At 73.6% G+C, this 20,072-nt stretch carries 14 protein-coding genes and 1 tRNA gene; 11 read left to right on the top strand and 4 right to left on the bottom strand.

The annotated features are described in order from the left end of the window. The first annotated feature begins 211 nt into the window (after positions 1-211). From ACIQI7_RS37285 to der, 3 genes are all read left to right on the top strand, one after another. Complete coding sequence (locus ACIQI7_RS37285) at positions 212-1,297, top strand: prephenate dehydrogenase (protein WP_401118830.1); 1,086 nt, start codon at positions 212-214, stop codon at positions 1,295-1,297. 245 nt (positions 1,298-1,542) lie between these two features. Then, positions 1,543-2,256 (top strand): (d)CMP kinase, encoded by a 714-nt coding sequence (gene cmk, locus ACIQI7_RS37290; protein ID WP_401118832.1) that lies wholly within the window; start codon positions 1,543-1,545, stop codon positions 2,254-2,256. A gap of 171 nt (positions 2,257-2,427) precedes the next feature. Further along, entirely contained in the window at positions 2,428-3,882 is a 1,455-nt protein-coding gene (der, locus tag ACIQI7_RS37295) for a ribosome biogenesis GTPase Der (protein ID WP_401118834.1), read from the top strand. Between the two features lie 160 nt (positions 3,883-4,042). Here the strand turns inward: der and ACIQI7_RS37300 are convergent, their stop codons facing one another. After that, positions 4,043-4,981: a hypothetical protein gene (locus tag ACIQI7_RS37300; RefSeq protein WP_401118836.1), complete on the bottom strand. Its 939-nt coding sequence runs from the start codon at positions 4,979-4,981 to the stop codon at positions 4,043-4,045. A 283-nt stretch (positions 4,982-5,264) separates the two neighbouring features. Beyond that, complete coding sequence (locus ACIQI7_RS37305; protein ID WP_401118838.1) at positions 5,265-6,182, bottom strand: hypothetical protein; 918 nt, start codon at positions 6,180-6,182, stop codon at positions 5,265-5,267. Between the two features lie 601 nt (positions 6,183-6,783). Here ACIQI7_RS37305 and ACIQI7_RS37310 point away from each other — a divergent pair. The 7 genes from ACIQI7_RS37310 to ACIQI7_RS37340 all read left to right on the top strand — a co-directional run bounded on the left by ACIQI7_RS37310 (position 6,784) and on the right by ACIQI7_RS37340 (position 12,817). Further along, entirely contained in the window at positions 6,784-7,569 is a 786-nt protein-coding gene (locus ACIQI7_RS37310) for a transglycosylase family protein (protein WP_401118840.1), read from the top strand. 364 nt (positions 7,570-7,933) lie between these two features. Continuing rightward, complete coding sequence (locus ACIQI7_RS37315; protein WP_401118843.1) at positions 7,934-8,344, top strand: transglycosylase family protein; 411 nt, start codon at positions 7,934-7,936, stop codon at positions 8,342-8,344. Between the two features lie 26 nt (positions 8,345-8,370). Then, on the top strand, positions 8,371-9,060 hold the full coding sequence (locus tag ACIQI7_RS37320) for an alpha-ketoglutarate-dependent dioxygenase AlkB family protein (protein ID WP_401118871.1): 690 nt from the start codon (positions 8,371-8,373) through the stop codon (positions 9,058-9,060). 195 nt (positions 9,061-9,255) lie between these two features. Then, positions 9,256-10,125, top strand: coding sequence for an acyl-CoA thioesterase (locus ACIQI7_RS37325; RefSeq protein WP_401118845.1), 870 nt, complete (start codon positions 9,256-9,258; stop codon positions 10,123-10,125). Positions 10,126-10,317: 192 nt separating this feature from the next. After that, positions 10,318-11,109 (top strand): DUF1684 domain-containing protein, encoded by a 792-nt coding sequence (locus tag ACIQI7_RS37330; RefSeq protein ID WP_401118847.1) that lies wholly within the window; start codon positions 10,318-10,320, stop codon positions 11,107-11,109. Positions 11,110-11,186: 77 nt separating this feature from the next. Continuing rightward, a complete protein-coding gene (locus ACIQI7_RS37335; protein ID WP_401118850.1) occupies positions 11,187-12,605 on the top strand; it encodes an MFS transporter in 1,419 nt (472 codons plus the stop codon). A gap of 135 nt (positions 12,606-12,740) precedes the next feature. Continuing rightward, positions 12,741-12,817 (top strand) — tRNA-Pro (locus ACIQI7_RS37340). 1,103 nt (positions 12,818-13,920) lie between these two features. Here the strand turns inward: ACIQI7_RS37340 and lspA are convergent. Together lspA and ACIQI7_RS37350 are read right to left on the bottom strand one after the other, a co-directional pair. Next, positions 13,921-14,469 (bottom strand): signal peptidase II, encoded by a 549-nt coding sequence (gene lspA, locus ACIQI7_RS37345; RefSeq protein WP_401118853.1) that lies wholly within the window; start codon positions 14,467-14,469, stop codon positions 13,921-13,923. 122 nt (positions 14,470-14,591) lie between these two features. Continuing rightward, positions 14,592-15,779, bottom strand: a complete 1,188-nt coding sequence (locus ACIQI7_RS37350; protein WP_401118857.1) for a PLP-dependent aminotransferase family protein — start codon at positions 15,777-15,779, stop codon at positions 14,592-14,594. A 431-nt stretch (positions 15,780-16,210) separates the two neighbouring features. Between ACIQI7_RS37350 and ACIQI7_RS37355 the strand changes: the two genes are divergently transcribed. Further along, positions 16,211-20,072, top strand: a 3,862-nt coding sequence (locus tag ACIQI7_RS37355) for a type I polyketide synthase (protein WP_401118860.1), incomplete at its 3' end; no start/stop codon positions are given.

Here is a 20,072-nt window from a genome sequence, read left to right on the forward strand (position 1 = left end):
GCGTCGCAGGATTTCCGGGTGCGGCGTGTGCACTGTGTGGGACGGGGGCGGGTCGGTGGCGGTTGCCGGCGCCGGAAGCTGCCGGGACCGCCGTACCGGTTGCCGGGTGGAGGGTGGGGACTTCGGCGGGGTGGATGAGGGAGGATGGGCCGCGGGTGCTCCCGGACGGTCCCGGCACCTTCGAGAATCGTGATGAGGAGAGCGACCCGCCATGCGCACTGCCGTCGTCGTCGGCACCGGACTGATCGGCACCTCCGCCGCGCTCGCGCTCACCGCCCGCGGGCTGACGGTCCATCTGGAGGACGCCGACCCGGACGCGGCCCGCACCGCCGAGTCGCTCGGCGCGGGCATCACCGACCCGGCCGACGGCCCGGTGGACCTGGCGATCATCGCCGTGCCGCCCGCGCTGGTCGGCAAGGTGCTGGCCGACTGCCAGCGCCGCAACCTGGCGCACTGGTACACCGACGTCGCCAGCGTGAAGGCCGGCCCGGGTAGCGAGGTCGCCGAGCTCGGCTGCGACACCGTCCACTACATCGGTAGTCACCCGATGGCAGGCCGTGAGCGCTCCGGCCCGCTGGCCGCCCGCGCCGACATCTTCGAGGGCCGCCCCTGGGTGCTCACCCCGACCGCCGACACCGACACCGAGACGCTCAACGCCGCGCTGGAGCTGGTCGCGCTCTGCGGCGCGGTGCCGATCGTGATGGACGCCGCCGAGCACGACCGGGCGGTCGCCCTGGTCTCGCACGCCCCGCAGCTGGTCTCCTCGCTGGTCGCGGCCCGGCTGGAGAACGCCGACGAGACCGCCATAAGGCTCTCCGGCCAGGGCGTGCGCGACGTCACCAGGATCGCCGCCTCCAACCCCGGCATGTGGGTCGACATCCTCTCCGCCAACGCGGGCGCGGTCGCCGACGTCCTGGAGGGCGTCGCCCGCGACCTCGGTGAGACGGTCACCGCGCTGCGCGCCTTGGAGGCCGCCGAGGAGGGCGAGCGCCAGGCGGGCGCGGCCGGGATCGAGGCGGTGATGCGGCGCGGCAACACCGGCCAGGCCCGCATCCCCGGCAAGCACGGCGCGCCGCCCACCCGGTACGAGACCGTGGCGGTCGTGCTCGGCGACCAGCCGGGCGAGCTGGGCCGGCTGTTCGGCGAGGTCGGCGACGCCGGGGTCAACATCGAGGACGTCGCCATCGAGCACTCGACCGGGCAGCAGGTCGGCTTCGTCCAGTTGTCGGTGGCGCCGACGGCGGTGAAGCGGCTGACCAAGGCGCTGCGGGCGAGTGGCTGGAGCGTCCGGGACTGAGTCTCGGCTCCGGGTGGGGGCTGGGGCGGGGCCGGGGGCCGGGGATGCCGGGCCGTCGGGCCTGGGTGATCGGCGGCGTCGGGTGGTCGGGGCGGTTGCTCAGGGTCGACTAGTCTGGGTCGGTTGATCGGCCCGGACGGCCGCGGAGTCCGTCCCGGCGGCGGTCCATTAACCTTGAGGGAGACAATCCCCGGCCGCCCGCCCGCCCAGGCCCCGGCTCCCATGCTCAGAGAGAGGTTCGCCCCGTGGACACTGCCGACCGAGCGCACGCCCCGGTCGTCGTCGCCATCGACGGACCCTCCGGCTCCGGCAAGTCGACCGTCTCCCGGGCGGTCGCGGCCCGGCTGGGCCTGAGCTTCCTGGACACCGGCGCCATGTACCGGGCGATGACCTGGTGGATGCTGGCCAACGAGGTCGACGTCGAGGACGCGGAGGCGGTGGCCGTCGCGTGCGGCAAGCCGGTGATCGTCTCGGGCACCGACGCCGACGGCCCCACCATCACGGTGGACGGCCAGGACGTGTCCGGCCCGATCCGGGGCCCCGAGGTGACCGCCAAGGTCAGCGCCGTGTCCGCGGTGCCGGCCGTACGGTCCCGGCTGGTGGAGCTCCAGCGCGGCTGCGCCGAGGTCGCCGAGCGCGGCATCGTCGCCGAGGGCCGGGACATGGGGAGCGTGGTGTTCCCGGACGCCACCGTCAAGGTCTTCCTGACCGCCTCCGAGGAGGCCCGGGCCACGCGCCGGGCCGCCGAGCTGCGCGCCAAGGGCGTGGACGAGGCGACCATCACCGCGATGGCCGCCGACCTCGCCCGCCGGGACGCCGCCGACTCCTCCCGGAAGACGGCCCCGCTGACCCAGGCCGCGGACGCGGTCCTGGTGGACACCAGCGACCTCACCCTGGAGCAGGTGATCGACCGGATCGCCGGGCTGGTGGAGGAGCGGGCCGGACTGTCCGCGGTCTGACCGGCCGCCGTCGGTCCGACCAGGGCCGGTCCGAACCCCTTCGGGCCGGCCGACGAGTGAACCGCGGGCCGTCGAGGTGCCGCGGAGACAACCATCGCGCTGCCCCGAGCGGGGCAGGTACGCACGGCACGCCCCTGGGAAGGGCCGGGCCGGGAAACGGAACAGACGAACATGACCGCAGAGCACGCCGCCACCGGCCACGGTGAGCTGGACGCCGCCGACTACGCCGAGTTCATGGCGCTCGCCGCCGAGGAGGGCTTCGACCTCGACGGCTTCGACGCCGGGGACGGCGCCGAGCACGTCCGACTGCCGGTGCTGGCCGTGGTCGGCCGGCCCAACGTCGGCAAGTCCACCCTGGTGAACCGCATCATCGGCCGCCGCGAGGCCGTCGTCGAGGACAAGCCGGGCGTCACCCGCGACCGGGTCACCTACGAGGCCAGCTGGAACGGCCGCCGCTTCAAGGTGGTCGACACCGGCGGCTGGGAGATCGACGTCCTCGGCATCGACGCCATGGTGGCCGCCCAGGCCGAGCTGGGCATCGAGCAGGCCGACGCGGTGCTGTTCGTGGTGGACGCCACCGTCGGCGCCACCGACACCGACGAGGCCCTGATCAAGATCATCCGCCGGGCGGGCAAGCCGACCGTCCTGTGCGCCAACAAGGTCGACGGCCCCTCCACCGAGGCCGAGGCCGCCTACCTGTGGTCGCTCGGCCTCGGCGAGCCGTTCCCGGTCTCCGCCCTGCACGGCCGCGGCTCGGGTGACCTGCTGGACGCCGTCATGGACGCGCTGCCCGAGGCCCCGCCGCAGACCTTCGGCGACGCCGCCCCCGGCGGCCCGCGCCGCATCGCGCTGATCGGCCGCCCCAACGTCGGCAAGTCCAGCCTGCTGAACAAGGTCGCCGGCGAGGAGCGCGTCGTCGTCAACGAGCTGGCCGGCACCACCCGCGACCCGGTCGACGAGATGATCGAGCTCGGCGGCAAGACCTGGAAGTTCGTGGACACCGCCGGCATCCGCCGCCGGGTCCACCTGACCGCCGGCGCCGACTTCTACGCCTCGCTGCGCACCGCCTCCGCGCTGGAGAAGGCCGAGGTCGCGGTCGTCCTGATCGACGCCAGCGAGACCCTCGCCGAGCAGGACACCCGGATCATCTCGATGGCCGTCGAGGCCGGGCGCGCCGTCGTCGTCGCCTACAACAAGTGGGACCAGCTCGACGAGGAGCGCCGCTACTACCTGGAGCGCGAGATCGAGCGCGACCTCGTCCAGGTGCAGTGGGCCCCGCGGGTCAACGTGTCGGCCAAGACCGGCCGGCACATGGAGAAGCTCGTCCCGGCGATCGAGACCGCGCTGGAGGGCTGGGAGACCCGCATCCCGACCGCGCGCCTGAACGCCTTCCTCGGCGAGCTGGTCGCCGCCCACCCGCACCCGATCCGCGGCGGCAAGCAGCCGCGCATCCTGTTCGGCACCCAGGCGGGCATCCGTCCGCCGCGCTTCGTGCTGTTCGCCTCGGGCTTCCTGGAGGCCGGCTACCGGCGCTTCATCGAGCGCCGGCTGCGGGAGGAGTTCGGGTTCGTGGGGACGCCGATCTCGATCTCGGTGCGGGTCCGGGAGAAGCGCAAGCGGAAGTAGTGGGGGAGAGGGAACGGTCGGTCCGCTGACCGCCCGACGGCCGGAGGGCCTCGCCACGGTGGTGGCGGGGCCCTCCGGTGTTCTTGGGGGTGGTGCGGGCCGGGTTCGGTGGGCGCAGTGGAGCGGTGCCGGGATACGTGTGCGGGGCGTGGGCCGGGCGTCAGTGGAGGTCGACGGCGGGGCCCGGGGGCAGGGAGAGCATCTGGCGGTGGCGGCCGCCGGAGGGCCGGGTGGGGACGAGGCCGGTGACCGTACCCGTCACCGGGGCGGGCGCGGGCGGCGCCGGGGGCACCGGCGCGGGGACCGGCACCGGGTGTGGGGCCGCGCCCAGGTAGCCGGCCGCGACCCAGCCCTGTCCGTTGGTGAACTGGGCCGTGGGGACGGCGGGTTGGTCCTGGGCGGGGATCGCGGCGGCGCGGCCGGGGGCGTCGCCGGTGGGGGCGGTGGAGGTGGCGGGCTCGGGGTGGCCGACGGAATGGCCGTGGCCGTGGTGGTGGCCGGTGGCGGGACCGCCGGTGTGGGAGTGGGAGTGGTTGTTGGCGTGAGCACCGGGGTGGCCGCCGCCGTGGCCGTGTTGTTGGGCGGCGGCGTGACCGTGGTGTTGGGCCGTGGCCTGGCCGTGCGGTTGGGCGGTGGCGTGGTCGTGCGGGTGGGCGGCGGCGTGACCGTGGTGTTGGGCCGTGGCCTGGCCGTGCGGTTGGGCCGTGGCCTGGCCGTGCGGTTGGGCGGTGGCGTGGCCGTGGGATTGGCCGCCGGTGGGGCCGGAGCCGTGGTGCTGGTGGCTCGGCATGAACTGGGGGAGGCCCGGCGCCTGCCCCGCGAGGGTGTGGAAGGCCTGCTGCTGGGGCGGGTACGGGCGCTGCTCGCCGACCGCCGGGTAGCGGTCGCGGACCGCGAAGCCGGTGAACTTCAGGTCCTCCTCGCCCGAGCGGTCGCCGGGCAGGGCACGGAAGAGGCGCCGGTACTCGGAGTACAGCTCGTCGTAGATCGGCGTGGCGGAGTGCGGGTGCTCGGCGTCGTACGACGGGCGCATGCCCGGGATCGAGCGCGAGGCGGTGGCGGACCGGCCGGGGGACGCGGAGACGTCGTAGCTGTACACGTAGGGGCCAACGAGTGAGAGGGGCGGGGGATGCGGGGGTGGGAGCGGGGGCGCTTCCACACGCCGGAGTGCGGAGCGGGTGGCCGCGCCGGGTGGAGAGCGGGCACGCCGGGTGGGAGAGCGGGCACGCCGGGGCGGGGCGGGGCGGGGTGCGGGTCAGGTCGGCTCGGGCCGCGGGGGCGGCAGGCGTTCGCCGGAAGGCGGCCACGGGGGTGGGTGGCCGCCTTCCGGCGGGTCAGGGCGCGGAGGCGGGGGATGCGGGGCGCGGGGACGCGAGGGCGGATCAGGTGCCGGCGAGCGGGAGGGAGGCGGCGACCACCTGGCCCAGCGCCACCGCCCGCTCCAGCGCCTGGCGCAGCAGGTCCTCGCGGGGCTGGCGGCCGACCATGCCGGCCGGGACGGCGTACATCGTCACCTCGGACAGCTGGCTCGCGGCCATCCGCCAGGCGTCGGTGACCTGGAGCGGCTGGTGCGCCTGCCACCAGCCGGTGCTGCCACCGGCCGCGGCGGGCTGGAGAATCGCGTGCAGCTTGCCCATGGCGACCAGGACCGACCAGCCGGGCAGCTGGTCCGGGGTCTCGTCCAGGTCCGTGACGGGCTGGAAGCCGGCGTCCTGGAGCAGGTCGAGGAACTCGTCCTCGCCCGAGGTGCTGCCGGGGCGGCCGACGGGCCCGGTCGGCTCGACCACCAGCGAGGCGTGCCCGACCTTGCCGTGCAGCACCAGTCCGCAGGTGATGCCGAGAATGGCGGCCTGACCGGGGGCGTTCGGCTGGGTCGGGGCGGGGCCGACGGGTGCGGCCGGGGCCGGCGCGGGGGCGCTCGGCGCGACGGCGTGGGCACCGGGGAAACCGGGGGCACCAGGAACGCCGGGGCCGGGAACGCCGGGGGTGCCGGGAACGCCGGGGCCGGCGAGGTCCGGGCCGCCGCCCGGCTGGGACTGGCTGATGCTGCGGACGGCGCCGACCAGCTGCTCCTCGGCGACCGGCACGACCTGGGAGGGGATGCAGCGGGCGTGCGCGAAGGCGAGGACGGCGGTCTCCTCGCCGACGAACAGCACGGTGCTGGTGGGCTCCACGTGCGTGTCGCCGGGGGTCCGGCAGGAGGTGCACTCGTAGCTGTCGGGAGCGCGGTCGCCGCCTAGCAGGCGGTCGGCCTCGTCGTCGCCGATCTCGGACCGGACCTCGTCGCTGACGTCGAGCATGCGCGGCACAGGGTCTCCTCGGATGGGTGTGGATGGCGGTTCGCGGGCGGACACGGGGAGGTCGCCATGCCCAACGGGCCCTTGTGTCGGGCGTCACGGGTGCCCGTCGAGGCTGACGGGAATTGCCCCGGATCCGACCGCGTGGCGTGTTGTCGTGGTCGCAATCTGTCGATGTGGGTGCCGGGACTGCCGGAAACAAACGGTGAGGTGAATCACGGAATCCGGATGTTTGATCTAGGAAACAATGGCCAAAACCGACATTTCGGGCATGAATCCCTGATCGTTACCGCCGGTAACCCTTGGCTGAGCTGGGCGGACCGTTGAAGTTTTGGCTTCTCCGTCGACCGGCTCGTAGCTTCTTGGTCGGCGCAACGAGCGCCACCCGGGTTCACCCCCGACGCACGGCCCCCCGGTCCGCCGGGCGCGGCAGGTGCCCGCCGACACGATCGCTCGAACAGGTCGTCGGCGAGCGGCTGGGTGACCGGGGCGGCAGCGGCACGTCCGATACGTGCACGGCCGTCCGACGGACGCGGCAAGCGAACGCGGCCCCTCGCGGGGTCTGGTTCCGCATGCCCGCCCCGGGGCTGTCGAGAGGAACCTCATGACCTTCCGTAACGAGACCGCCGCTGCCACCACCTCCACCGCCACCAAGCGCAACCGCGTTCGGATGGCCGTCGTGGCGGGCGCCGCTGTCGCGGCCCTGCCGGTGGCCGGCCTCGTCACGGCCACCTCGGCCTCCGCCGCCTCCGTCGCCACCTGGGACGCCGTCGCCCAGTGCGAGAGCGGCGGCAACTGGGCCATCAACACCGGCAACGGTTTCTACGGCGGTCTGCAGTTCACCTCCAGCACCTGGGCCGCCTTCGGTGGCACCGCCTACGCCCCGCAGGCCAACCTGGCCACCAAGGCGCAGCAGATCGCCGTCGCCGAGAAGGTCCTCGCCTCGCAGGGCCCGGGCGCCTGGCCCGTCTGCTCCGTCAAGGCCGGCCTGACCAAGGGCGGCGCCCCGGCCGCCGTCGACACCTCGGCGGGCTCCACCGCCGCCAAGCCGGCGCAGACCCCGAAGGCCGCCGCCAAGCCGGCCGAGGCCCCGAAGGCCGCCCCCAAGGCCCAGACCGCGCCGAAGAACGACGCCGTCGCGCCGAAGGCCGCCCCCAAGGCCGACGCCCAGAAGTCCGCGCCGAAGGCCGACCAGGGCGCGAAGTCCTGGAACCGCTCGAACGACGCCAAGCCGGCCGCCAAGGGCGGCTACACCGTCAAGGCCGGTGACACCCTGAGCTCCATCGCCGCCGCGCAGGGCCTGGACTGGCACGACCTGTACCAGAACAACGCCAAGGTCATCGGTGGCAACCCGGACCTGATCTTCCCGGGCCAGACCCTCAGCATCTGAGGTCCGCCCGTGCGCCTGGGGCCCGGTGCGTAGCCGGTATCGGCTGCGCGGGCTCCGGCGGTACGTCGGCGCCGCCCTGCGGTGCTGCCCGCTCGGGCGGCGATGTGCTGACGTGGTGATGTGCTCGGCTTCCACGGCCGCTTCTCCGCCGCGCGGGTTCCTCCCGCCGGTCGGGGGAGCGGCCGTCGGCGTTGCGTGGGTTACGCGGGTTACGCGGCTCTGTGGGGCGTTGTGCGGTGTTTCGCATCGTTGACGTCATTCACGGTGCTTGCGGGGCTTGCGGCGTTTTCGAGCTCTACCACGTTCGTGGCGTTCGGCCGAGTGCGTGGGCGAGGGGCGGGCGGTGCGCCTAGGGTCGGCTGCCATGCCACATTCATGTGATGAACGCTCAGGTCTCGGCCGGTTCGTGGTGAGCGCGGGCACCGCCGTGGCGGTGCTGCTGGCCGTCCCGTCGGGCGGGGTACGGGCCCGGGCGGCCGTCCGGGTCGCCGACCTGGTGTGGGACGAGCTCGCCGACTGCGAGAGCGGCGGCGACTGGCGGGCGGACACCGGCAACGGCTTCTACGGCGGCCTGCAGATCCGGCCGTCCACCTGGGCTGAGGCCGGTGGTCCGCGCTTCGCCGACCGGCCGGACCACGCGAGCCGACGCGAGCAGACGACCGTCGGCGAGGAGATCGTCCGCCGTCAGGGGTGGGAGGCCTGGCCGTCCTGCGCCCGGGAGTTGGGGCTGCTCGGGGGCGCCCCCGCGGCCGGCGCCGGGGCTGGGCCGGGGTAGCCGCGGTGCGGGAGGATGGTGGGGTGATCCAGGGCGAGCTGTTCAGCGATCCGGGCGGGTCCGCGGGCGCGCGCGAGCGCTCCGAGCCGGCCCCCGGCGCCGTCCTGCTCCCCGGCTGGCTGGACCTCGACGCGCAGCGCCGCCTGGTCGCCGCGTGCCGGGAGTGGGCCCGTCCGCCGGCCGGCCTGCACACCGTGCGGATGCCCACCGGCGGCTTGATGTCCGTCCGGATGGTGAGCCTCGGCCTGCACTGGTACCCGTACGGGTACCGGCGGGTCGCCGAGGACGGCGCGCCCGTCAAACCGTTCCCGCCGCTGCTCCGTGACCTGGCGCGCAGGGCCGTCGCCGAGGCGTACGGGGCCGCGCTGGGGGAGGTCGCGGGCGCGGCGTCGTACGAGCCGGACATCGCGATCGTCAACCACTACGCCCACGGCGCGAAGATGGGCCTCCACCAGGACCGCGACGAGCGGGCGGACGCGCCGGTGGTCTCGCTCTCGCTGGGCGACGGCTGCGTGTTCCGGCTGGGGAACACCGAGACCAGGACCCGGCCGTGGACCGACCTGGAACTGCGCAGCGGGGACCTGCTGGTGTTCGGCGGCCCGGCCCGGTTCGCGTACCACGGGGTGGTGCGGACGCTGCCGGGGACGGCCGATCCGGCACTGGGCCTGGTCGGGCGGCTCAACATCACGGTGCGGGAGTCGGGGCTGGGGGAGTAGGGGGAGGGTGGGGTTCCGTTGCTCGGTCACGCGTTTACCCGTTCACTCGGTTACCCGTTCACGCGGTTACCCGTTTACTCGTTTACTCGTTCGAGTGAACTGGAGGCTTCGGACCGATGCGCGGGAATGACCCGGGTCGCCGGAGAATTCGAGTGAGCTGGAGAATTCGTTCGGAGTCCGAGAGGAAGCGTGCGCATGGGAACCCCCGTCGACGACCTTGTCGATCTGCTCGACCTTGAGCAGATCGAACTCAACATCTTCCGCGGGCGCAGCCCCGAGGAGGCGCTGCAACGGACGTTCGGCGGCCAGGTCGCCGGGCAGGCGCTGGTCGCGGCGGGGCGCACGGTGGACGACGAGCGCCCGGTCCACTCGCTGCACGCCTACTTCCTGCGCCCCGGGGTCCCCGGCGTGCCGATCGTCTACCAGGTCGACCGGATCCGCGACGGCCGCTCCTTCACCACCCGCCGGGTGCTCGGCATCCAGGGCGGGCGGTCGATCTTCGCCCTCACCGCGGACTTCCACAGACCCGAGGAGGGCGGCATTGACCACCAGTACCCGATGCCGCCCGTCGCCGCCCCCGAGGACCTGCCCAGTGCCCTGGACGAGGTCGGCTCCCGGCTCGGCGAGCTGCCCCCGTTCATCAGCCGCCGCCAGCCCTTCGACATCCGCTACGTCGACCGGCTGCGCTGGACGGAGGAGGAGCTGGAGGGCGTCGAGGCGCGCAGCGGCGTCTGGCTGCGCACCAACGGCCCGCTGCCGGACGACCCGCTGATCCACGTCTGCGCCCTCACCTACGCCAGCGACATGACGCTGCTGGACGCCGTCCGCGCCCCGGTCGAGCCGCTGTGGGGCGAGCGGAACTTCGACATGGCCTCGCTCGACCACGCGATGTGGTTCCACCAGCCGTTCCGGACGGACGACTGGCTGCTGTACCAGCAGGAGTCCCCGATCGCGCACGGCGCGCGCGGCCTGGCGCGCGGGCAGATCTTCGACCGGCACGGCCGGCTGGTGGTGTCCGTTGTGCAGGAGGGGCTGTTCCGGCCGCTGAAGCGCCGCGACGGGTAGGTGGTCGTGGGGCCGTGGTGTTGCCTGGCGTTGCCTCGTGTTGTGCCCCGTTTCGGCGCGCCGCAGCAGTGTTGCGGTTTCGGCGGCTTCGGGTCGACGGGAATGATCCGTCCGCGTGGACGGTGTTGTGGATGACCGAGACGGGCGGCCCGAACCGCGGGCCGTCCGCGGACCGACCGGGAGGGTGAACCGATGACGGCGACTGCCGCGGAGGACTGGAAGCACTGGAGCGACGGCCGGGCGGCGACGGTGAGCGCGCCGCACGGCCAGCTCGCACTCACCGGCACGCACTGGCTGGAGCCCGAGCCCGCCGAGGTCCCGGGCCTGCCCGGGCGCTGGTGGGCCGACGCTGAGGGCGTACGGGTCCGGGCGGAGACGTCCGACGGCATCACGGTCGACGGCGCCGACGCCCCGGTGGACGGCGAGGCGCTGCTCCGCCCGGACAGCGACCCGGCCGCCGACACCGCCACCCTGGGCGCCCTGCTGCTCGTGCCGATCGAGCGCGAGGGCGAGCTGGCCCTGCGGGTCTTCGACCCGGCCTCCCCGCGCCGGGCCGCGTTCGCGGGCATCTCCGCCTACCCGTACGCGCCCGAGTGGGCCGTGTCCGCCGTCTTCACCCCGTTCGAGGACGGCGACGCGCGGTCGGTCGTGGTCCCGAACGCCGACGGCCGGGAGCGTCCGCTGGCCGTGTCCGGGCAGATCGCCTTCACCGTGGCGGGCGAGCACCGGACCCTGACCGTCAGCCGGTCGGGCCGGCGGCTCAGCGGCGTGATCGCCGACGCGACCAGCGGCATCGACACCTACCGCTTCCGTTTCATCACCCTGCCGGCGCCGGACGCCGACGGCCGCACCGTCCTCGACCTCAACCGGGCCTACCTGCCGCCGTGCGCCTTCTCGGACCACTTCATCTGCCCGTTCCCGCCGCCGGGCAACCGGCTGGACTTCGCGGTGGAGGCGGGGGAGAAGCAGGTGCTGAACCGATAGCGGGTGGGGGGCGGCGGGACCGCTGGGGCGGGCCCCGGTGCGGGGGCGTCCCGGGGTGGAGCGGAGCATGGGGGGTTATGTCGAACAATCAACATTCCACTCCGTCCCCCTCACCCGCCCCGTTCGGCTCCGCCCCCTCGTCTCCCTCCTCCGCCTCCTCGTCTCCCTCCTCCGCCTCCACGTCTCCCTCCTCCGCCTCCTCTGCGCCACTCTCCACTCCTTCGTCAGGGGGCGGACCGGAGCCGGAGGCGGCCGCCGACTCACCCTGGTACCGGCGGGCCTTCGCCGACCTCAGCCCGCTGCGCGACCACGCCGACTACCGCCGGGTCTGGGCCGGGCAGGCCGTCTCCTCCATAGGCCAGCAGATGACGGCCGTTGCCGTCTCCGTCCAGGTCTACGACCTGACCGGCTCCGCCTTCGCGACCGGCCTGGTCGGCATCTTCTCGCTCGTCCCGCTGGTCGCCTTCGGCCTCTACGGCGGCGCGATCGCCGACACCGTCGACCGGCGCCGACTGGGCCTGATCGGCTCGGCAGGTCTGGCGGCCGTCTCCGCCGTCCTGGCCGCGCAGGCGCTGGCCGGCCTCGGCCTGGTCGCCGTCCTGTACGCCGCCGTCGCCGTCCAGGCCGGCTTCTTCGCGATCAGCTCGCCCGCCCGCTCGGCGATGATCCCCCGACTGGTCCCCAGCCACCAGCTCCCGGCCGCGAACGCGCTGAACACCGTGAGCATGAACCTCGGCCTCACCGTCGGCCCGATGCTCGGCGGCGTCCTCATCGGCGCCTACGGCCCCCAGGCCGCCTACCTGATCGACACCGTCGCCTTCACCGGCACCCTCTACGCGATGTGGCGCCTGCCCGCCATGCGGCCGCTCGGCGACCGCAAGGGCCGCGCCTCCGTCCTCGACGGCCTCCGCTTCCTGCGCGAGCAGCCCAACCTGCGCACCAGCTTCCTCGCCGACCTGGCCGCCATGGTCTTCGGCATGCCGCGCGCCCTCTTCCCGGCCATCGCGGTCACCTTCTACGGCGGCGACGCCGGCACCGTCGGCCTGCTGGTCTCCGCCCCCGCCGTCGGCGCCCTGGTCGGCGCGCTCTTCTCCGGCTGGGTCGGCCGCGTGCACCGCCAGGGCGTCGCCGTCCTCGCCGCCGTCGCCGCCTGGGGCCTGGCCATCGCCGCCTTCGGCGCCCTCCACAACCTCTGGCTCGGCCTCCTGCTGCTCGCGGTCGCGGGCTGCGCCGACACCGTCAGCATGATCTTCCGCAACACGATGATGCAGGTCGCGGCCCCGGACGAGATGCGCGGCCGTCTCCAGGGCATCTTCATCGTGGTCGTGGCCGGCGGCCCCCGCCTCGGCGACTTCGAGTCCGGCACCGTCGCCGCCCTCACCAACCCCGCCACCTCCGTGATCACCGGCGGCCTCGCCTGCGTCGCCGCCGTCCTCCTCCTCGCCGCCCGCCGCCCCGCCTTCCTCACCTACGACGCCCGCCACCCCACCCCCTGACCCCACCCACCCCCGAACCTGGCAGCGAGCACCCCCCGACGTGCTGTATTGTTTTCCACGTCGCCGGGACAACCGGAGACAAGGTCGAGAAGCCCACAGCAGAGCCCCCAGGCCCCGCTGCAGGCACCGAGACCACGGGACGTGGCGCAGCTTGGTAGCGCACTTGACTGGGGGTCAAGGGGTCGCAGGTTCAAATCCTGTCGTCCCGACCAGCGTTTTCGCAGGTCGGAGGCCGTTTCCATCTGAGGATGGGGACGGCCTTTTTGTGCGTGTCGCGGGGTGGTGGTCGCAGGGCGGTCGCATCTCGTCCGGCCGCGGAGCGCAGCCGGGCGCCGGCTGACCTCGTCAACTCGCCGCTGTATGGCTGGAGTTGGCGTACATGGCCCGATCGGCGGCCAGATCGTTGACCGCTTGGGGTGTCCCGCGGTGGGTGACCTCGCGTCACGGGGTTGACGCGGTCGGGCGTGAGCATCGTTCAATTTATGAGCTTTCTTCCGCTCTGTCCGCATTTTCTGGGCCGGATGTCGGCGTGGGGGCGGCCCCGCAAGGCGAAGGTCTGCGACCACCATGCGACCACCACGCGGGCGGGAGCCGCCCTGGCCGGGCGGTCCTCCTTGCTCGGGCGCAAAGGGGCCCGGCAAGCCGCAGGCTTCGGGAGACGGTGTGCTGAGGGGTGGGGCGCGCCGGGTGCGGCTGGGGCAGATCTTCGGCGATGACGTGCCCCTGGGTTCGCTGGGTTCTCTCCTCCTGGACTGCTACAGCGTCCCCGGGGGCCGGGCTGTGCTTCACGGTGACCGGGCATGCCGCCGGTTGGGGCCCGGTGCGCGGCTGGGCCGTGTCGGGCTTGCTGCTGGGCCGTTGTGCGGGTCCTGCGCGTGGATGCTGCCGGCAGACCATCCCGTGAGCGAGTTCGCCGTCGCGATGGCGGGGCTGAGAACTCCCGCCGTGGTGGCGGGCGCCGGCGCGCCCGTGGGGATCTTCCGGCCGGATGCCATGCCGGCGGCGGGCCGTCGGCTCGGCTCCCGGAGGAGCGGCCTTCTGCAGAGGCGCTCCAGGCGGCGCTCGACCAGCCGGGCCGCGAGGTTGGGGGCGGGGTCGGGTGAGGAACATGACACCGGGGACGGGCCGCCGCGTGAACGCCGGGACCGTGGGCGGGAACGGCACCGTGAGGCCGGTCCGGTCCCGTTCCCTGGCTTCACCCTTGTCCCTGTCGACGGCCCGTCGCAGCCGTTCGAAGGGGCCGTTCCCGCGGCTCGTACGGCCCCAGTCCGCGCCCGTTCGGCATCGGTACGGCCGGGTCGGAAGGCCCGTTGTCCTACCGGTTCTTCCCCTCGGCGGTCGGCTCCGTTCCGTCCGGCTCGGTCGGCGCCGTGGAGGCGAGTGTGCCGTCCAGGCGGATGCCGCGGGTCGAGGCCCACATCACCAGGGCGCTGCCGCACACCACGCCGCAGTCGGCGAGGTTGAAGACCGGCCAGTGCGGCAGTTGGATCCAGTCGACGACGCGTCCCTCCAGGGGGGAGGGGGCCCGGAACAGGCGGTCGATGAGATTTCCGGCCGCTCCGGCGATGACCAGCCCGAAGGAGACCGCCCAGAGGGGGGTGCGGATGCGGGGGGACATCACCAGCATGAGGACGATGACCAGGATCTTCACTGTGGTGAAGAACCAGGTCACCCCCTCGCCGATGGAGAACGCCCCACCCGAATTGAAGACCAGCGTGAATTTCAGAAGCCCACCGAGGGTCTCGGTCGGATCGGTCCTCGAGAAATTTGTCAGTGCTATCTGTTTGGTGATGAAATCCGACGCCAGCAGCGCGAGTGCTACGGCTGTCATGGTGCCCAGTCGTCGAGGCGTGTCACTGGTCAAGGAAGCTCCTCGCGCAACCCGTAGGCGTAGTAAGCCAGTCATGGGCGCATTGTAGGTGACGGTGGGTCGCGCGCGAGAGGTCCGGAGAACGGGGGCGCACTGCCACAAGGGGGCCTCCCCGGTCACCTGAAGATTTCGGCGAGGCGGGCCAGTCCTTCCCTGATCGTCCCGGCGGGGTTTCCGGTGAAGGAGAGGCGCAGGGTCGCCGGGTCGGCCTGGGCCGCGAAGAACGGTGCGCCGGGCACGTAGGCGACGTCGTGGGCCGCGGCCCGGGGCAGCAGGGCGGTGGCGTCGTGCCCGTCCGGCAGGCGCACCCAGACGAACATCCCGCCGTCCGGCCGGTTCCAGGTGCTTTCGTGCGGGAGTGCGTCGGGCAGGCCGTCGAGCAGGGCGTCGCGGCGTTCCCGGTAGGCGGCGCGGACCCGCGTCAGGTGGGCGTCGAGGTCGGCGTGGGTGAGGTACCGGGCGGCGGCCGCCTGGTCGATGGTGGAGGAGTGCAGGTCGGTGGTCTGCTTCACCGTCGCGCAGGCCCGGCGCAGTGCGGCCGGGGCGCGCAGCCAGCCGAGGCGCATGCCCGGGGACATGATCTTGGAGAGGCTGCCGAGCGTCACGGTGCGGTCGGCCGCGCCGTCGAGCGAGGCGATCCACGGCAGCGGTGCGCCGTCGAACCTCAGCTCGCCGTAGGGGTCGTCCTCGACGATCCACAGGCCGTGGTGGGCCGCGACCTCCGCGACGGCCCGGCGGCGTTCGACGGAGAGCGTACGGCCGGTGGGGTTCTGGAAGTTGGGGACGAGATAGAGGAGCTTGGGCCGCTCGGAGGCCACCAGGTCGGCCAGTGCCAGCGGGTCGATGCCGTCCTCGTCGGACGGGACCGGGACGACGCGCGCCCCCGTGAAGGCGAAGCACTGCAGGGCCGCCAGATAGGTGGGATTCTCCACCAGGACGGTGTCGCCGGGGGCCAGCAGCGCCGTCGCGGTCAGCGTGAGTGCCTGCTGAGAACCCGAGGTGACCAGCAGGTCGTCCATCAGGGTGGGCAGGGCACGGGAATTCAGCCGGTCCGCGACGGCCGCCCGCAGCGCCGGGTCGCCCTCGGTGGTCGAGTACTGGAGGGCGCGGTGCGGGGCTGTGGCCAGGACGTGGTCGAACGCGGCTCGTAGGCCGGCGACGTCGAAGAGTTCCGGGGCGGGCATGCCGCCGGCGAACGAGATCACCTCGGGCCGCGCCGTGAGCTCGAGGATCTCCCGCACGGACGAGGCGTGGGCCGGGGTGGGGTGCGTGACGGGAACGGGGGCGGCGGCTGGGCTCGTCATGCCCGCAGACTACGGACGAACGGGCTGATGTCCCGGGTGCGGGAGTCCCATGTGTGCCCAAACATGTCCCATCGATTTCTTGCCGAGATCGCTCAGGTGTCGTCGCTGGAGACGGGCTCCGCGACCGGCCGCGCCGGACCGTGAGGTTCCGGGTACCGGCAGGTGGGGCGGGCGTTGACCGGTGATCTTCGGCCGGATGGGGCCGGGGCGGGCGTCGACCGGTGGTCTTCTGCCAGATGGGCCGAAAACGTACGGTCGACCGTCGAACAGGCTTGTCGGTCGGTGCGGTGCGTATGTCAGTGTTCAGGGAGCCGTGTGCCGTGTTCCACATTGTTTTGACGGGCCATTCCGGGGCTCCCATTCCTTTCCTCGGTTTTCGGAAGCCGTTCCGTCGTGCCGTCGTTCGGTTCCAAGCGATAACAGGGGGCGTCATGTCTGATCTCCGCCATGGGCATTCCGAGGCCTCCGTGAATTCCGCGGGAAACCGATCGGTGCCGGACGAGCCCATAGCGTTGATCGGGATTTCCTGCCGGCTGCCGGGAGCCGCGGGGCCCCGGCAGTTGTGGGACCTCCTGCGCGACGGCCGGAGCGCCGTCACCGAAACTCCCGGTGATCGCCGGGGCGGTCTCGAGGGCTCCGGGAGCGACGAGCCGTCCGCCCTGCGGTGGGGGGCGTTCCTGGCGGACGTGGACCGGTTCGACGCGGGATTCTTCGGGATCGGCCCTCGCGAGGCCGCCGCGATGGATCCGCAGCAGCGCCTGGCCCTGGAGCTGAGCTGGGAGGCCTTCGAGGACGCGGGCATGCGCCCCGAGACGTTCCGGTCCCACGACACGGCCGTCTTCCTCGGCGTGGCGTCCGGCGACTACACCCTTCTGCTCGACCGCCAGGGGCCGGCCGCCCGGACCCCGCACACCGTCGCCGGCACCCAGCGCGGCATGACGGCCAATCGCGTCTCGTACGCCCTCGGGCTGCGCGGCCCCAGCCTCACCGTCGACGCCGGCCAGGCGTCCTCGCTGGCCGCCGTCCACCTGGCCTGCGAAAGCCTGCGGCGCGGCGATTCCGACCTCGCCGTGGCGGGTGGGGTGCACCTCAACCTGCTGCCCGACACGGCGCATGCGATGGCCGGGCTCGGCGCGCTCTCGCCCGACGGCCGGTGCTTCACCTTCGACGAGCGGGCGAACGGCTACGTACGCGGCGAGGGCGGGGCGATGGTGGTGCTCAAGCCCCTGAGCCGGGCCCTCGCGGACGGCGACCTGGTGCACTGCGTCCTGCTCGGCAGCGCCCTGAACAACGACGGCGGCGGAGAAGGGCTGACGGTGCCGACCCGCGCCGCCCAGGAGGAGGTGATGCGGCGGGCCTGCGAGCGGGCGGGGGTCGACCCCGCGCACGTCCAGTACGTCGAACTGCACGGGTCGGGCACCAGGGTCGGCGACCCGGTCGAGGCCGCCGCGCTGGGCGCGGTGTTCGGCGCGGGCCGGCCGGCCGGCCGGAGCCCCCTGCACATCGGCTCCGTCAAGACCAACGTCGGCCACCTGGAGGCCGCGGCGGGTGTGGTCGGCCTGGTCAAGGTGGCCCTGTCGCTCCGGCACGGGACGCTGCCGCCGAGCCTCAACTTCCGCACCCCCAACCCGCTGATCGACCTGGACGCGCTGCGTCTGCGCATGGTGACGGACGGCCTGCCGTGGGCCGAGGCGGACGGCACCCGCCTCGCGGGCGTCAGCTCGTTCGGCCTCGGCGGGACCAACTGCCACGTCGTGCTGTCCCAGCCGCCCGCCTCCGCCGAGGGCGCCCGGGCGACGGCGGACGGCGGTTCCGGCGTGGTGCCGTGGGTGCTGTCCGCTGCCGCGCCGGAGGCGCTGCGGGCCCAGGCCGACCGCCTCCGGTCGTACCTGGCCGAGGAGCCCGACGCCGCCCCCGCCGACGTGGCCCGCTCGTTGGCCACCACGCGCGCGACCTGGGAGCACCGCGCGGTGCTGGTCGCGGCCGACCGCGAGGAGTTCCTCCGGGCACTGACCGCCGCCGCCGAACCCGGCGGAGTCGATCCGGCACTGGTCCGGGGCAGCGTCGGTGCGGAAGGCGGGATCACCTTCGTCTACCCGGGCCAGGGCTCCCAATGGGACGGCATGGCACAGGAGTTGCTCGAATCCTCGCCCGTCTTCCGGGAGCGGGTCGAGGAGTGCGACCGGGCGCTGCGGCCGCACGTCGACTGGTCGCTCCTCGACGTCCTGCGCGGGACGCCCGGCGCCCCGTCGCTGGAACGGGTCGACGTCGTCCAGCCCGTGCTGTGGGCCATGATGCTCGCCCTGACCGAGGTGTGGGGCTCCTTCGGGGTGCGTCCCGACGCGGTGGTGGGGCACTCGCAGGGCGAGATCGCCGCCGCGTGCGTCGCGGGCGCCCTCGACATCGAGGACGCCGCGAAGATCGTGGCCCTGCGCAGCCGCGCGCTCGGCCGACTGGCGGGCACCGGCGCCATGGCCACCGTTTCCCTGCCCCTGGAGCAGGTCCGCGACCGGCTCGAACGGGGCTGGGACGGGGTGGAGATCGCCGCGGTCAACGGTCCGGCGTCCACGGTGGTCTCCGGTTCGCCCGAGAGCGTCGACCGGCTGCTGGCGGAGTACGAGGCCGAGGGCGTCTGGGTGCGCGCGATCCCGGTCGACTACGCCTCGCACTCCAGCGATGTGGAGGTCCTGCGGGACACGGTCCTGGCGGAACTCGCCGGGATCACCCCGCACCGCTCGCGGATCCCGTTCTGCTCCACCGTCACCGGCGCCATCACCGACACCACGGAACTGGATGCCGACTACTGGTACCGCAACCTGCGCCGACCGGTACGGATGGAGACCGCCACCCGGCACCTGCTGGAAGCCGGGCACCGGACGTTCGTCGAGGTCAGCCCGCACCCCGTGCTCACGGTGGCGCTCCAGCAGACCGTCGGTGCCGCGGCGGCGGTCACCGGAACGCTCCGGCGGGGCGAGGGCGGCCCGCGCCGTCTGCTGGACTCCGTCGCCCGGCTCCATGTGCGCGGTGTGCGGGTCGACTGGCAGCCCGCGCTCCGGCCGGGCGCCGGGCGCCGGCTCCGGTTGCCCACCTACCCGTTCCAGCGGCAGTCGTACTGGCTCGACGGCGAGGACCGGCGGGAGCCCGCGGGGGCGGACCGACGTGAGCCCGCGGCGGCGGACCGGCGGGAGTCGGTGACCGCGGACCGGCGCGTGCCCGGTGCGGAGACCGGATCCCCGGCACCCGAGCCGGCGCGACACGGGCACGGCGAACTGAGGGACCTCGTACGCCAGCACGCCGCGGCCGTGCTGGGCCACCCGGATCCCGGGCTGGTCGACACCTCCCGCCGCTTCAAGGACCTCGGCTTCAACTCGCTGGACGCCGTCAACCTCCTGGAACGGCTGACCGCCGCCACCGGCGTCCTCCTCTCGCCCACCCTGATCTTCGACCACCCCACGCCCGCCCTCCTGGCGGAGCGACTGCGCACCGAACTCGCCGACGAACGCACCGACGCCGGCGCCGCACCCGTCCGCGGCCCCCGCTCCCACGACGACGACCCGATCGCGATCGTGGGGATGGGGTGCCGGTACCCGGGCGGGGTGAGGTCGCCGGAGGACCTGTGGCAGCTGGTGACGGAGGGGCGCGACGCGATCTCCGGTCTCCCGGAGGGGCGCGGTTGGGACCTGGAGCACCTCCACGACGCCGGTCCGGACGCGGGCGAGAGCGGGCGGACGTACACGCGCGGCGGGGGTTTCCTGCACGACGCGGATCTGTTCGACGCGGGGTTCTTCGGTGTCTCGCCGCGTGAGGCGGAGGCGATGGATCCGCAGCAGCGGTTGCTGCTGGAGGTGTCGTGGGAGGCGTTGGAGCGGGCGGGGATCCGTCCCGAGGCGCTGAAGGGCAGCCCCGCCGGCGTCTTCACCGGCGTGATGGCCAACGGCTACCGGCCCGCCCCCTCCCGGGTCCCGGTGGGATTCGAAGGGCACATGCTGACCGGCAACGAGACCAGTGTCGCGTCGGGTCGGGTGGCGTACGTGCTGGGGTTGGAGGGGCCGGCCGTGTCGGTGGACACGGCGTGTTCGTCGTCGCTGGTGGCGCTGCACCTGGCGGTGCAGTCGTTGCGGCGGGGCGAGTGCTCCATGGCGCTCGCCGGAGGTGTGACGGTGATGGCGACTCCGGCGACCTTGGTGGAGATGGGCCGGCAGGGTGCGTTGTCGCCTGATGGTCGGTGCCGGTCGTTCGGTGAGGGGGCCGAGGGGACGGGGTTCGGTGAGGGTTGCGGTGTGCTGGTGCTGG

The organism is Kitasatospora sp. NPDC092039, assembly GCF_044756065.1.
Lineage (GTDB): Bacteria > Actinomycetota > Actinomycetes > Streptomycetales > Streptomycetaceae > Kitasatospora.